The 14012-nt window shown below is 64.9% G+C and carries 11 protein-coding genes, 1 tRNA gene and 1 pseudogene; 8 read left to right on the top strand and 5 right to left on the bottom strand.

The genetic code is table 11. The annotated features are described in order from the left end of the window. Positions 1-175: 175 nt before the first annotated feature. Positions 176-835 (bottom strand): hypothetical protein, encoded by a 660-nt coding sequence (locus tag M1E01_RS17745; protein ID WP_457972835.1) that lies wholly within the window; start codon positions 833-835, stop codon positions 176-178. 225 nt (positions 836-1060) lie between these two features. Between M1E01_RS17745 and M1E01_RS17740 the strand changes: the two genes are divergently transcribed. The 8 genes and pseudogenes from M1E01_RS17740 (at position 1061) to M1E01_RS17705 (ending at position 8223) form a co-directional block, all read left to right on the top strand. Next, positions 1061-1133: transfer RNA gene (locus M1E01_RS17740), tRNA-Lys, on the top strand. Between the two features lie 130 nt (positions 1134-1263). Continuing rightward, entirely contained in the window at positions 1264-2274 is a 1011-nt protein-coding gene (locus M1E01_RS17735) for a LacI family DNA-binding transcriptional regulator (RefSeq protein WP_457972834.1), read from the top strand. A 129-nt stretch (positions 2275-2403) separates the two neighbouring features. After that, complete coding sequence (gene araB, locus M1E01_RS17730; protein ID WP_457972833.1) at positions 2404-4203, top strand: ribulokinase; 1800 nt, start codon at positions 2404-2406, stop codon at positions 4201-4203. After that, on the top strand, positions 4200-4910 hold the full coding sequence (locus M1E01_RS17725) for an L-ribulose-5-phosphate 4-epimerase (RefSeq protein WP_457972832.1): 711 nt from the start codon (positions 4200-4202) through the stop codon (positions 4908-4910). The genes araB and M1E01_RS17725 overlap by 4 nt, the downstream gene beginning before the upstream one ends. Positions 4911-5015: 105 nt before the next feature. Continuing rightward, on the top strand, positions 5016-6536 hold the full coding sequence (gene araA, locus M1E01_RS17720; RefSeq protein ID WP_457972831.1) for an L-arabinose isomerase: 1521 nt from the start codon (positions 5016-5018) through the stop codon (positions 6534-6536). Then, entirely contained in the window at positions 6533-7504 is a 972-nt protein-coding gene (locus M1E01_RS17715; RefSeq protein ID WP_457972830.1) for an aldose 1-epimerase family protein, read from the top strand. The genes araA and M1E01_RS17715 overlap by 4 nt, the downstream gene beginning before the upstream one ends. Before the next feature lie 46 nt (positions 7505-7550). Beyond that, positions 7551-7706, top strand: a complete 156-nt coding sequence (locus M1E01_RS17710; RefSeq protein WP_457972829.1) for a LacI family DNA-binding transcriptional regulator — start codon at positions 7551-7553, stop codon at positions 7704-7706. Positions 7707-7777: 71 nt separating this feature from the next. Then, positions 7778-8223: pseudogene (locus tag M1E01_RS17705) on the top strand (substrate-binding domain-containing protein). Here M1E01_RS17705 and mmsB read toward each other — a convergent pair. The 4 genes from mmsB to M1E01_RS17685 form a co-directional block, all read right to left on the bottom strand. Continuing rightward, entirely contained in the window at positions 8123-9421 is a 1299-nt protein-coding gene (gene mmsB, locus M1E01_RS17700; protein WP_457972828.1) for a multiple monosaccharide ABC transporter permease, read from the bottom strand. The pseudogene M1E01_RS17705 and the gene mmsB sit on opposite strands and share 101 nt — an antisense overlap. Before the next feature lie 5 nt (positions 9422-9426). Further along, positions 9427-10956, bottom strand: coding sequence for a multiple monosaccharide ABC transporter ATP-binding protein (mmsA, locus tag M1E01_RS17695; protein WP_457972827.1), 1530 nt, complete (start codon positions 10954-10956; stop codon positions 9427-9429). Between the two features lie 116 nt (positions 10957-11072). After that, positions 11073-12197, bottom strand: coding sequence for a multiple monosaccharide ABC transporter substrate-binding protein (gene chvE / locus M1E01_RS17690; RefSeq protein ID WP_457972826.1), 1125 nt, complete (start codon positions 12195-12197; stop codon positions 11073-11075). 330 nt (positions 12198-12527) lie between these two features. Continuing rightward, a complete protein-coding gene (locus M1E01_RS17685) occupies positions 12528-13976 on the bottom strand; it encodes a family 43 glycosylhydrolase (protein ID WP_457972825.1) in 1449 nt (482 codons plus the stop codon). Positions 13977-14012 lie beyond the last annotated feature (36 nt).

Raw genomic sequence — 14012 nt, 5'->3', positions numbered from 1 at the left:
CATTACCGGGAGCAGTATCCGGGCATGAAAATGGTGCCGAACCGGATACGCCTCTCGGCGGTAGGCCGCTCTAGGCGGCTAAATGTTGAAGCCCGGGGGTTTCGCGGCTCGGCACCAGTTTTAGTGTTCTACGTCGGCCGGACCAAGTCAACATTGACAGATCCGCCCCGATGGGTCAGTCGAGTTCGCCCAACCGCCATGCGTTGGCGGCATGTTCGAGGTCTTCGGCGGTCTTCACCAGCAGGTGAGAGTTGCGTGTCAGCTTGCGCGCGTGGCCTTCATTGCTGTGGTCTGCGCCGTCGGCTATGGTTGCCTGCCCGAGGGCCACAACCCTGCAGAATGCCGCGGACCGTTCCAGCGCGACGTCGAAATCTCCGTCGAACGCGCCGGACAAGATAGCGTCCGCCATGGTCTTCATTTCGTCCGCCCCAGGCGGTTCGGCCGCTCCGGCCACAACGTTGGAAACCTGTGCGGTGTCCTTACCCGCCTTGAAATAGACGGAGATGCGCTCGGGGTCCTGGACTGTCGCCGCACGCAGGGCATACAGCCGCCACAGGGCACCCGGCAGGGAGCGCGCGGGGCTCTCGGCCCACATCTCGGCGATAGCCTCCAGTCCCTGTTCGTCGGCAAGCTTGACCAGCCGCCTGGTAACGACAGGATCGTCGCTGTCGCGGCCGTGGCGCACCAGGGCCTGCGCGGCCAGATGGGCTGCCTCGGAAACCCGGGCCGGGTCCGCCCCGCCGGCAAAGGGCTCAAAATCGATGGGCGCAAAAGGCTTGGGCTTGTGGTGCCGTTCCGCCCCGCCCGGACCGCCGGTTCCTGCTTCGTCGCTCATGGTCCCCACGCTACTCCTGTGACGTACGGTAATCGAGCATCCAGTTCCAGGCCTCCGGGCCTCACTATTGGGTGCAGATGGGAATCGCACGACGGCGGTCAGCGCTTCCGTCAATGACGCGCCCCGGACTGCGGTACAGTATTAGGGTCCAGAAATGGACTGGAACTGACGCGCGTCGTGCACGGTGACATCGCATGTTGCCTACGCCCGCTGCATAGTCGGTTTGGGCCTTTAGCTCAGTTGGTAGAGCATCGGACTTTTAATCCGTGGGTCGTGGGTTCGAGCCCCACAGGGCCCACTCTTTTAGCGAAGAGTGGACAGTCCCCGGCTTCCTGGCAACAGGGATCCGGGGACTTTTTGCTGGGCGGACGGGTGCCTGACCCGCCGCGTCATTCGTGCTGGCGCGCCGGGTCAAGCAGAATAACCCCATGACAAAGAGCAACGCGCGGATGCCGCGGCTTGAGGATGTGGCCGGCCGCGCCGGAGTCTCCCACCAGACTGTGTCCCGCGTGATCAACAACCATCCCAACGTGAGCAAGTCCACCCGGGAGAGGGTGGAGGCGGCCATCGCCGAGCTGGGGTACCGCCGCAATACTGCCGCCCGCAGCCTTGTCACCCGGCGGTCCCAGACCATTGGCGTTCTCGGCAGTGAGCTTGCCCAGTACGGCCCGGCAAACACCCTGCTCGGAGTCGAGCAGGCCGCCAGGGATGCGGGGTATTTCGTCAGCATTGCGGCATTGAGGACCGTGAGCCGTGAGGCTATATCCGATGCGGTCCGGCATTTCATGGACCAGTCCGTCGACGGCATCGTGGTGATCGTGCCGCACTCCGAAACCCTGCTTGCCCTGGCTGAACTGAAACCCGGCGTTCCCGTGGTGGCCGTGGGTTCCCTGGGCAGCGAGGCGGTAAGCGGCGCGATGGTGGACCAGAAGCGCGGGGCCGAGATCGCCGTCGGGCATCTCATTGAGCAGGGCCACCGCATGATCGGACACATTGCCGGTCCGCAGGACTGGATTGATGCAGTGGCGCGTGCCGAGGGCTGGAGCGAGGCCCTGCGCGCGGCGGGACTGGACGACAGCCTCGTGGTCGAGGGGGACTGGAGTGCGGGCAGCGGCTACGAGATTGGCCGCAGGTTCGCCAGGGACAGGAACGCTACTGCGCTGTTCGTGGGCAATGACCAGATGTCCCTAGGTTTGCTGCGGGCCTTCAGCGAGGCGGGTGTCCGCGTGCCTGAGGATGTTTCCGTCGTGGGTTTCGATGACCAGCCGGAGTCGGGCTACTTTACGCCGCCGCTCACCACGGTACGCCAGGACTTCGAGGAGCTGGGACGGCGCTGCATGGATCTCATGCTCAGGGCCATCGGGAACGCCGAGAGCGTAAGCACCACTGTGGTCGAGCCGGAACTCGTGGTGCGGCGAAGCACTGCACCACCCGCCTGAGCGCGCAGGCGATCCCGCAACCCGGTCCGTTTCTCCCGGCTGCTTGTGCAGGGCACTTGACGGCTCGTCTTGTTAGCGCTCACAATAGTCTCAGCCCGCAAAGTGGTCGGGCGGTTACTTGGAGGATTCATGGACGTCACAGCAGGCGGCAGCGAAAACTATGTCATCGGGGTGGACTATGGCACCCTCTCCGGCCGGGCCGTGGTTGTGCGGGTCCGCGACGGCAAGGAACTCGGCAGCGGTGTGTTCGACTACCCGCATGCGGTGGTCACTGAAGCGCTCCCGGAGGATGTGGCCGGCGTGGCAGACGGAACAGCTGCCCGCCTTCCCGGCGAATGGGCGCTGCAGGTGCCGAATGACTACCGCGACGTGCTCCGGCACGCTGTTCCCGCCGCCGTGGCCGACGCAGGCATCGACCCGGCAGCCGTCGTCGGTATAGCCACAGACTTCACCGCCTGCACCATGGTGCCGGCCAAAGCTGACGGCACCCCGCTGAACGAGGTGCCGGGCTTCGCAAACCGCCCGCACGCCTACGTGAAGCTGTGGCGCCACCACGCTGCGCAGGGTCAGGCAGACCGCATCAACGCCCTCGCCGCCGAACTCGGCGAATCCTGGCTGCCGCGCTACGGCGGGCTGATCTCGTCCGAGTGGGAGTTTGCCAAGGGGCTGCAGCTGCTGGAAGAGGATCCGGAGGCGTATGCGGAAATGGACCACTGGGTGGAGGCCGCCGACTGGATCGTCTGGCAGCTCTGCGGCAACTACGTCCGCAACGCCTGCACTGCCGGCTACAAGGGCATCTATCAGGATGGGCGTTACCCGTCCGATGACTTCCTTGCTGCCCTCAACCCGGAGTTCAGAAACTTTGTTAGCGCTAAACTGGCGCACGCCATCGGACGCCTTGGCGACGCGGCCGGCTATCTGACGGCCGAGGCAGCAGCCTGGACCGGGCTGCCGGAGGGAATCGCCGTGGCCGTGGGCAACGTGGACGCGCATGTCACGGCCCCCGCGGCCAAGGCTGTGGAGCCCGGCCAGCTGGTGGCGATCATGGGCACCTCCACCTGCCACGTCATGAACGGCGACGCACTGCGTGAAGTTCCGGGCATGTGCGGTGTGGTGGATGGTGGCATTGTCGAGGGGCTCTGGGGCTATGAGGCCGGGCAGTCCGGGGTGGGCGACATCTTTGGCTGGTTCACTAAGTACGGGGTTCCGCCGGAATACCACCAGGCCGCCGCCGCGGCGGGGCAGGGCATCCACGAATACCTCACCGATTTGGCCTCGGGGCAGGCGATCGGCCAGCACGGCCTGATCGCCCTCGACTGGCACTCCGGCAACCGCTCCGTGCTCGTGGACCACGAGCTTTCCGGTGTGGTTGTCGGCCAAACCCTCGCGACCCGCCCGGAGGACATCTACCGCGCACTGCTCGAGGCCACGGCATTTGGCACCCGGACCATCGTCGATGCCTTCCGGAATTCAGGTGTTCCGGTCAAGGAGTTCATCGTCGCTGGCGGCCTGCTTAAGAACAGGCTCCTCATGCAGATCTATGCCGACGTGACCGGCCTCCAGCTCTCCACGATCGGCTCGGCCCAGGGCCCGGCCCTGGGGTCCGCTATCCACGCGGCTGTGGCCGCCGGACGATATACGGACGTGCGTACCGCGTCGGAGGCGATGGGGGCGGCACCCGGCGCCATCTACACGCCCATCCCTGAGAACGTCGAAGCCTACGAGGAACTGTTCCGCGAATACCGCACCCTGCACGACTACTTCGGCCGGGGAACCAACGACGTCATGCACCGGCTCAAGGCCATCCAGCGCAACGCCGCCAAGCAGTTGGAGGCCCAGTCGCTGCAGGCCCAGTCGATGAAGTCCAAGGTGATGCCGGGCCAGGCGCTGCAGGCCGAGTCCACACTCGCCGGGGCGGTGTCAGCATGAGCGGGTTGCTGGAAATCATTGCCCGTGTCCGCCGCGAAGTCTGTGAGCTCCACGCGGAGCTGACCCGGTACGAACTGGTGGTCTGGACGGCCGGGAACGTGTCCGGCCGGATCCCCGGCTACGACCTCATGGTCATCAAGCCTTCCGGCGTCTCCTATGACGACCTGGTTCCCGAGCTCATGGTGGTCACCGACCTCTACGGCACCCCGGTCAGCAGCCTGAGCGCCGACACCGATGGAGTCCCGGCCGCCTGGGACAATCCGGACCTCTCGCCGTCCTCGGATACTGCTGCCCACGCCTACGTTTACCGAAACATGCCCGACGTCGGCGGCGTGGTCCACACCCACTCCACCTATGCCACCGCCTGGGCCGCGCGCGGCGAAGAAATACCGTGCGTTCTGACCATGATGGGCGATGAATTCGGCGGACCCATCCCGGTGGGCCCGTTCGCGCTGATCGGCGACGACTCGATCGGCCGGGGCATCGTGGAGACCCTGCGGGGATCAAATTCCCCCGCGGTCCTGATGCAGAATCACGGGCCGTTCACCATCGGCAAGGATGCCCGCTCCGCCGTCAAGGCCGCCGTGATGTGCGAGGAAGTTGCCCGCACCGTCCACGTCTCCCGGCAGCTCGGCGAACCGCTGCCCATCGACCCCGGCCAGATCGAATCGCTCTACGACCGCTACCAGAACGTCTACGGGCGCTAATCCGGCCCCCTGCCTGTAGCAACACCTTCCCAGCAACACCGCCGCTGTGCCCGGTAACCAGCCCACGCTGCCGTGCACACCCACGAGACTTTCAAAGGAGCCCCAATGTCCAGCGCCAACAACACCTCCCTCGAGCACTACGAGGTCTGGTTCCTCACCGGCAGCCAGCACCTATACGGCGAGGACGTGCTGAAGCAGGTTGCCGCCCAGTCCCAGGAGATCGCCGCGGCCCTGAACGAGTCTTCGGACGTCCCGGTCCGGTTGGTCTGGAAGCCCGTGCTGACGGACTCGGAGGCGATCCGCCGCACGGCGCTGGAGGCGAACTCGGATGACGCGGTGATCGGCGTGACGGCGTGGATGCACACGTTCTCCCCGGCCAAGATGTGGATCCAGGGCCTGGACCTGCTCCGCAAGCCCCTGCTGCATCTGCACACCCAGGCCAACGTGGAACTGCCCTGGGCGGACATCGACTTCGACTTCATGAACCTGAACCAGGCCGCGCACGGCGACCGCGAGTTCGGCTACATCCAGTCCCGGCTCGGGGTGCCGCGCAAAACCGTCGTCGGGCACGTCTCCAACCCCGAGGTTGCCCGCCAAGTCGGGGTCTGGCAGCGCGCCTCCGCCGGGTGGGCCGCCGTCCGGACCCTGAAGCTGACCCGCTTCGGGGACAACATGCGCAACGTTGCCGTTACTGAAGGTGACAAGACCGAGGCGGAGCTGCGCTTCGGCGTCTCGGTCAACACCTGGTCCGTGAACGAGCTCGCCGACGCCGTGCACGGCGCCGCGGAGTCCGGTGTCGACGCCCTCATTTCCGAGTACGAGCGGCTTTACGACGTGGCGCCGGAGCTGCGCTCCGGCGGAGCCCGCCACGAATCCCTCCGCTACAGCGCCCGCATTGAGCTCGGACTGCGCAGCTTCCTTGAAGCCAATGGCTCCGCCGCCTTCACCACCTCGTTCGAGGACCTTGGTGAACTGCGTCAGCTGCCGGGCATGGCCGTCCAGCGGCTCATGGCCGACGGCTACGGCTTCGGCGCGGAGGGCGACTGGAAAACCGCCATCCTGGTCCGTGCTGCCAAGGTCATGGGCGCGGGGCTTCCCGGCGGCGCTTCCCTGATGGAGGACTACACATACCACCTGGCACCCGGCCAGGAGAAGATCCTCGGCGCACACATGCTCGAGGTCTGCCCCTCCCTGACGGCAGCCAAACCGCGCGTTGAAATCCACCCGCTGGGCATCGGCGGCAAGGAAGACCCGGTCCGCATGGTCTTCGACACCGACGCCGGGCCCGGCGTCGTCGTCGCCCTGTCCGACATGCGCGACCGCTTCCGCCTCGTCGCGAACGCCGTGGACGTCGTCGACCTTGACGAGCCGCTGCCAAACCTTCCGGTGGCCCGGGCGCTGTGGTCCCCGAAGCCCGACTTCGCCACCTCCGCTGCGGCCTGGCTCACGGCGGGCGCGGCGCACCACACCGTCCTGTCCACCCAGGTGGGTATGGACGTGTTCGAAGACTTCGCCGAGATCGCCCGGACGGAGCTTCTGAGCATCGATGAAGGCACCACGATCAGGCAGTTCAAGAAGGAACTGGCCTGGAACGCCGCCTACTACAAGCTGGCCGGCGGGCTGTGACTGAATACAGCATCCGCTCGGGGGAATACGCCGCCGTTGTAACGGCGCAGGCAGGCGCACTGCGGGAGCTGCGCCACCGGGATCGGGACCTCATTGTTCCGTTCCCGGAAGGCGGGCCAATCCCTGATTTCAGGGGCATCATCGCCGCGCCCTGGCCAAACCGGATCGCGGACGGCAGCTACATGTTCGACGGGACAGAGTATGTCGTTCCCATTAACGAGCCTGAACGCGGCTGCGCCCTCCACGGACTGGTGTTTCCCCTCGACTGGACCCTGGAGTCGCACGACGGGTCCTCGGTACGGCTCTCCTGCACGCCGGACCCTACGGCGGGCTACCCTCACGCACTGCGCATCGACGTCGACTACCGGCTGTCGGACGACGGCCTGCACAGCAGGGTCACGGCGGCGAACCTCGGCCGCAGCGCGGCGCCCTACGGAGTCTGCCCCCACCCCTACCTCGTAGCGGGTCCATCACCCCTCGATGACTGGACCCTGGAAATCCCCGCGGATTCCTTCCTGGAGGTTACTGCGGACAGGCTGCTGCCGAAGGACCCCCGACCCGTGGCAGGCCACGAGTTCGACTTCCGCGTGCCCCGCGCCATCGGCGCCAGCGAAATCGACCACGCGTTCACCGACATAGCGTTCGGCGGAGTCCCCTTCGGCGGGGCCGCGTCCGCCGGCGTTGGAGCCGACGGCGCCGGTAGCGACGGCTACGCCTCCGACCGCTCCGGGCAGGCACGTGTGCTGGTCCGGGACCCGGGCGGAACCGGCGTCGGAATGTCGTGGGACCGTACCTGCCAGTGGCTCCAGATCCACACAGCGGACAAGCTGCCCCCCGCACTCAACAGGCTGGGCCTCGCCGTGGAGCCCATGACCTGCCCGCCCGATGCCTTCAACAGCGGCGTGGACCTGATCCGGCTGGAGCCGGGCGCCACCCACGAGGCGTCCTGGAGCATTTTCGCCACGTGACCAGTTCGACCCGGTGACAGCCACTCCCACGCCGCGTCCTCCTGTCATGCCGCGTCCTCCTGTCATGGAGGACGTGGCTAGCCTCGCGGGCGTGTCCCACCAGGCGGTGTCCCGCGCGCTGAACGCGCACCTGAACGTTACTGTGCGGACCCGCGAGCGTCGCCGGTGCTGTCCTGGCCGTACAGCACCTGGTGGATCTTGACCACGCCTCCATCGCCCGCACAGCTCGCGTCATCAGACGCCGTCACAGCCGTGTTCGCGGCGAATGACCAGATGGCACTGGGGGCGCTGCGCGCCTACAGCGAGGCCGGCCTGCGTGTTCCGAGGAGATCAGCGTTGCTGGCTTTGACGACCAGCCGGAGGCCGCGTACTTCGTCCCGCCCCTGACCACTGCGAACCAGGGCTTCAGGGAACTCGATGAGCGCTGCATCCGCATGCTGCTGTCCCACATGGCCCACGGCCACTCGGCGGCAGCTTCGGTCCTCAATCCCAAGCTGGTGGTACGGGGCTCGACGGCGGCTCCAACCGGGTGCGGCCGGAGCCCCGGTAGTTCCTCGCTTACAGTACGACGACGGTCCCGCACCTTTACGCAAAGGTGCGGGACCGTCGTCGTACTTACTAGGCGTTGCTCGATTCGCGAGCGCCCGTACCGACCCCCGGGACCGGTTCGGCCGTGGCCTTGGTCTCTTCGGTGGCGGGCGGGGTGGTCTTCAGCCTGAATCGCTTGCCGACGGAGGACCCACCCCCGGCACGGTTCTTGTTGAAGATGTCGAAACCGACTGCGAGCAGGAGCACCAGGCCCTTGATCAGCTGCTGGTAGTCGGTTCCAAGGCCGAGGATGGACATGCCGTTGTTCAGGACGCCCATGATGAGGCCGCCGATCATGGCCCCGGCGACCGTGCCGATACCGCCCTGGACGGCTGCTCCGCCGATGAAGGCCGCGGCGATCGAGTCGAGTTCAAAGCCAGTGCCGCCGGCGGGCTGGGCGGAGTTGAGGCGGGCTGTGAAGATCAGGCCTGCGAGGGCGGCGAGGACGCCCATGTTCACGAAGAGCCGGAACGTGACGGCCTTGGTCTTGATGCCGGAGAGCTCAGCGGCGTGCAGGTTCCCGCCGATGGCGTAGGTGTGCCGGCCGAAGATGCTGTTGTTCATCAGCGCGGAATATGCGATCACCAGTCCCGCGAGGACGAGCAGCACGATCGGGGTGCCCCGGTAGCTGGCGAGGAGGAAGGTAATGGCCAGCATCAGCAGGGCAATGAATGCGGTCTTCGTGGCGAACCAGGCCATGGGTTCGTTTTCCAGGTTGAACTTGCTCCGGATCCGGCGCTCCTTGATGGCTTGGAAAAGCAAGGCGGCGGTGCCGCCAACGCCAAGGATGACGGTCAGCCACTCGAGCACGGACGTGCCGCCCGAGATATCCGGGAGGAAGCCGCCGCCCAAGGCCCGGAGTTCATCAGGGAAGGGGGTGATCTGCTGGTTCTTCAGTGTGATCAGGGTCAGCCCGCGGAAAATGAGCATGCCGGCCAGGGTGACGATGAACGCGGGGATGCCGACGTACGCGATCCAATATCCCTGCCAGGCGCCCACTAGCGCGCCGACGAGCAGGCACGCAGGGATAGCGGCCCACCAGGCCCAGCCCCAGTGGACAATCATGACACCGGCGACGGCACCAATGAAGCCGGCGATGGAACCGACGGATAGGTCGATGTGCCCGGCGATGATCACCATGACCATGCCGATGGCGAGGATGAGGATGTAGCTGTTCTGAACGACGAGGTTGGTGACGTTCTGCGGCTGTAGCAGGATGCCGTCGGTGAGGACCTGGAACAGCAGGACAATCAGTATCAGGGCGACGAAGATGCCGACCTGGCGGAGGCGGCTTGCCAGGAAGCCGAGGGATTCTCGTAGGGCGGACATGGCCGTTATTCCTTCTCTTGTGTCATGTAGTGCATGAGGGTTTCCTGGGAGGCTTCGGCGATGGGGACTTCACCCGTGACGTGACCGGCCGACAGGGTGTAGATCCGGTCGCAGATGCCCAGGAGTTCGGGGAGTTCGGAGGAGATCACGATGACGGCTTTACCCTGCGCGGCGAGCTCGGCGATGATCGTGTAGATCTCGTACTTCGCACCGACGTCGATACCGCGGGTGGGTTCGTCCAGGATCAGCACGTCGGGGTCCGAGAACATCCACTTGCTCAGGACTACTTTTTGCTGGTTGCCGCCCGATAGTTTGCCCGTGATGGAAGCGACCGAGGGAGCCTTGATGTTCATGCTCTTCCGGTAGCTGTTGGCCACCGTCGTCTCCTGGTTCTTATCCACCCAGCCGCGTTTGGCGATCTTGGGCAGGGCTGCCATGGAGATATTCCGTTTGATGTCCTCGATGAGATTCAGGCCGTAGTGCTTCCGGTCCTCAGTGGCGTAGGCGATGCCATGGCGGATGGCCTCCGGAACGGTTGACGTGTTGATTTCCTGGCCGTATTTGAACACTTTTCCGGAGACCGCCCGGCCGTAAGTGCGACCGAAAACGCTCATGGCCAGTTCCGTGCGACCTGCACCCATCAGCCCGGCGAGCCCGACGACTTCGCCCTTGCGGACGTTCAGGCTGGCGTTGTGCACCACGGTGCGGGTGTGGTCCTGCGGATGCTGGACCGTCCAGTCTTCGATGCGGAGGACTTCCTCGCCGATCTGCGGTTCACGCTCGGGGTAGAGGCTGTCCAGATCCCGGCCGACCATGCCGCGGATGATCCGCTCCTGGGTAATCTCGCCCTGGTCCAGGCGCAGGGTCTCGATGGATTTGCCATCCCGGATGATGGTGACGGCGTCGGCGACCTTGCGGATCTCGTTCAGTTTGTGGCTGATGATGATGCTGGTAACGCCCTGGCCCTTCAGGTGCAGGATGAGGTTCAGCAGGTGGTCGGAGTCCTCGTCGTTAAGCGCTGCGGTGGGCTCGTCCAGGATCAGCAGTTTCACCTCCTTGGACAGTGCCTTGGCGATTTCGACGAGCTGCTGCTTGCCCACGCTGATGTGCTGGACCGGCGTGGCCGGGTTTTCGTCCAAGCCCACGCGGGCAAGCAGCTTTGCCGCTTCAAGGTTGGTTTTGCGCCAGTCCACCCAGCCCCGGGAGGCCAGTTCATTGCCGAGAAAGATGTTCTCCGCGACGGAAAGGTACGGGCTCAGGGCCAGTTCCTGGTGGATGATCACGATCCCGCGCTTCTCGCTGTCACTGATGGATGTGAAGTCGCAGGGTTCGTTCTCAAAGAGGATGTCGCCGTCGAAGGTGCTGTGCGCGTACACGCCCGACAGCACTTTCATCAGGGTGGATTTGCCGGCCCCGTTTTCGCCGCAGATGGCATGGACCTCGCCGCGGTTCACGGCCAGGGTGACGTCCTGAAGCGCCTTGACGCCAGGGAAGGTCTTGGTGATCCCCCGCATCTGAAGAATGGGTACGTTCATGGTGAGTTCCCGCTGCTCTTTTTGTTGAACTGCTCTGTCCGGTGAGCTGATCTGGTGAATAAGCCCGGGGGCCCTGCGGTTGCAGGGCCCCCGGCTTACCTGTGGATAAGAGGCTGCTACTTAATGTCGGCGACTGTGTAGTAACCGGAATCGATCAGTTCCTGCTTGTGGTTGTCCTTGGTGACGATGACAGACTTCAGCAGGTAGGACGGAACCACCTTGACCTTGTTGTTGTAGGTCTCGGTGTCGTTGGTCTCCGGCTCCTCGTCCTTCAGGACCGCGTCCACCATCTTCACGGCCTGCTCGCCGAGTTTGCGGGTGTCCTTGAAGATCGTGGAGTACTGTTCCCCGGCAACGATGGACTTCACCGAGCCCTTTTCTGCGTCCTGGCCGGTCACAACCGGAAGGGCGCCCTTGGAGTAGCCGCCGGTGCTGGTCAGTGCGGAGATGATGCCGATGGAGAGCCCGTCGTAAGGAGACAGCACGCCGTCGAGCTTCTTGCCGGACCCGTATGCAGCGGTGAGGATGTCTTCCATTCTCTTCTGGGCGGTGGCAGCCTGCCAGCGCAGAATGGCGGCCTGCTCAAACTTCGTCTGGCCGCTGGGTACCTTGATAGTGCCGGCGTCCAGATACGGCTTGAGGGTGTCCATGGCGCCGGTCCAGAAGAAGTTGGCGTTGTTGTCGTCCGGGCTGCCGGCGAACAGCTCCACGTTGAACGGGCCCTTGCCATCCACCTTCTTGCCGGAAGCATCGATCAGGCCCAGGCCTGTCAGCAGGGACGTTGCCTGCTGAACACCTACCTCGTAATTGTCGAAGGTGGTGTAGTAATCCACGTTGGGCGTTCCGTTGATCAGGCGGTCATAGGCGATGACCTTGACGTTCTGCTCCTTCGCCTTGGCCAGGACATCCGTCAGTGTGGTGCCGTCGATCGCAGCGATGATCAGGGACTTGGCACCCTTGGTCAGCATGTTCTCAATCTGCGAGACCTGGGTAGGGATGTCGTCGTTGGCGTACTGGAGGTCCGTCTTGTAGCCAAGCTTGGTCAGGGATTCCGAGACGTTCTTGCCGTCGGCAATCCACCGCTCAGACGTCTGCGTCGGCATCGAGATCCCCACCAGTGCACCGGCAGCGTCGGCGCTGCCGGTTGCAGCGGCGGCGCCGGGCCGGCTGCCGCAGCCGGTGGCGCCTACCGTAACAGCCAGGACGACGGCGACGGCGCCCAGGAGCTTCTTAATTCTCACGTTTTTCTCCTTCCGTGGCCTGGCTGGGCCACGAATCGGTGCTTGAGCGGAAAGCGTATGTGCTTTTCGCCGGGGCCGGCCACTTGTGTCCGGCGTACCGAAGCCGTTCCGCAGGACCGGCGACGGAAGCTGTTATGCCGGGAGCAGGTACCCCGGCTGCGCAAATATATCTGTTAGCGCTAACAATTGAGGACAATACTATCCGCGGCATCCCTGTGAAGCAAGACACAGGTTGGTCACGCCCATGGCAACAGGCACTCCGGAAAAAGGGAAGTGCCGAAGACGGAGGGTGCAGGGCCGGGGGCAGCTGCCAGCCCTGCACCGCTGAAGCTATGAGCTCAGGAAGAACGTGGCCGCCAGCCGCTCACTCTTGCCGACCTTTGCCAGAGCCAAAGCCCCCTCGCGAAGAACCAAATAGGAGCCCGGGAAGTCGACAGCCTCAAAGGACACGCCTGCCCGGTCGGAGAGGCCGGCCCGTTCGAGGAAGCCCGACGATGATCCCTCGGTGGCAGCGATGGAGACGGCTGACCCCTGCACCCGGAGATAGCGCCCTTTGGTCAGGACCGGTTCGATGACCACCGAGTTCTTCTTGGCGTAGCCTGGGGCAATCCGGAATTGGGATGCTCCCAGGGAGGGGGAAGGGGCGGCCGTGACCACCGTACCGTCGTGGGCCAGGTAGGTGCCCCGAGCGGCGGCAGGTTCCAGCCGCACCGGAAGCTCTCCATCCCCGACTGGAACACCGAAATTTGGTGTGCCGTCGGCGTTCCAGTGCAGCCGCTGGACGCGCGCGTGCCGGTTGGGGTCGTAGAGGGGGTCGCCGACGATGGCGCGGTAGGACCGCGCGTGGTACACGAGCACGTCGTTGCCTGCTTCATCCGTTGTGAAGGAGTTGTGTCCCGGACCGTACTGCTTTGACCCCTCGTTGGTGGTGAAAACCGGGGTTGGGGTTTTTGTCCAGGAAGCGACGTCCAGCAGGTCGGCATTTTCGTCCGCGGTCAGGAGTCCCATGCAGTAATTGGCATCGGTGGCGCTGGCGGAGAAGGTGACGAAGATACGGCCGTTCCGCTTGATCACCGCAGCCCCTTCGTTGACTTTGAATCCGCGCGTCTCCCAGTCCATCGTCGGGACCGCAATGCGGACGGGAGTACTGGAAAGAGTGGAGGGCGACGACATGGAGGCGATGTACAGGCTGGAGTTCACGCCGGTATCGCTCTGGGCCCAGAGCAGGTAGCGCGTGCCGGCATGTTCGAAGGTGGTGGCGTCCAGCGAGAAGGTGTCTGCATGGGTAAACACGCGAACCGGCGGCTCCCACACGGCGGTGGTTGGGTCAGCTGCGGCAGTGGAAATGACGTAGATGCGCACACGGAAGACATCGCTGCTGTCGCCGGCGGCAAAGTAGATGTGCCATTTCCCGTCGAAGTGGTGCAGCTCCGGCGCCCAGATGTGGCCGCCCATTGTTCCGCTGGTCGGCCGTGTCCAGACGACTGCTTCCGGGGAGCTGCCCAGTCCGGAGATGGTGGAGGAGGAGCGCACGATGATCCGGTCATACTCAGGGACGGAGCCGGTGAAGTAGTATTTGCCGTCCGTGTGCTTCATGAGCCAAGGATCGGCACGCTGCGGAACTACCGGGTTGTTCAGCGGATCTGAGCCGGCCGCTGCGGCTGCGGCCGGCGCCGCAACGAGGGAACCGGCTCCGGCCGCGGCAAGTACTGCGGCTGCGGCTGTGCCGGAGCCGAGGAGTGCGCGGCGGGAAAAGGGGCGGGTAACGGGAACATTCATGCTGGAAACGTCCTTTCGACGTGCGGGAGGGAAAGA

This window comes from Arthrobacter sp. D1-17 (genome assembly GCF_054130535.1).
The sequence above is the reverse complement of the archived record's forward strand: the minus strand, read 5'-3'. Positions and strand labels throughout refer to the sequence as shown.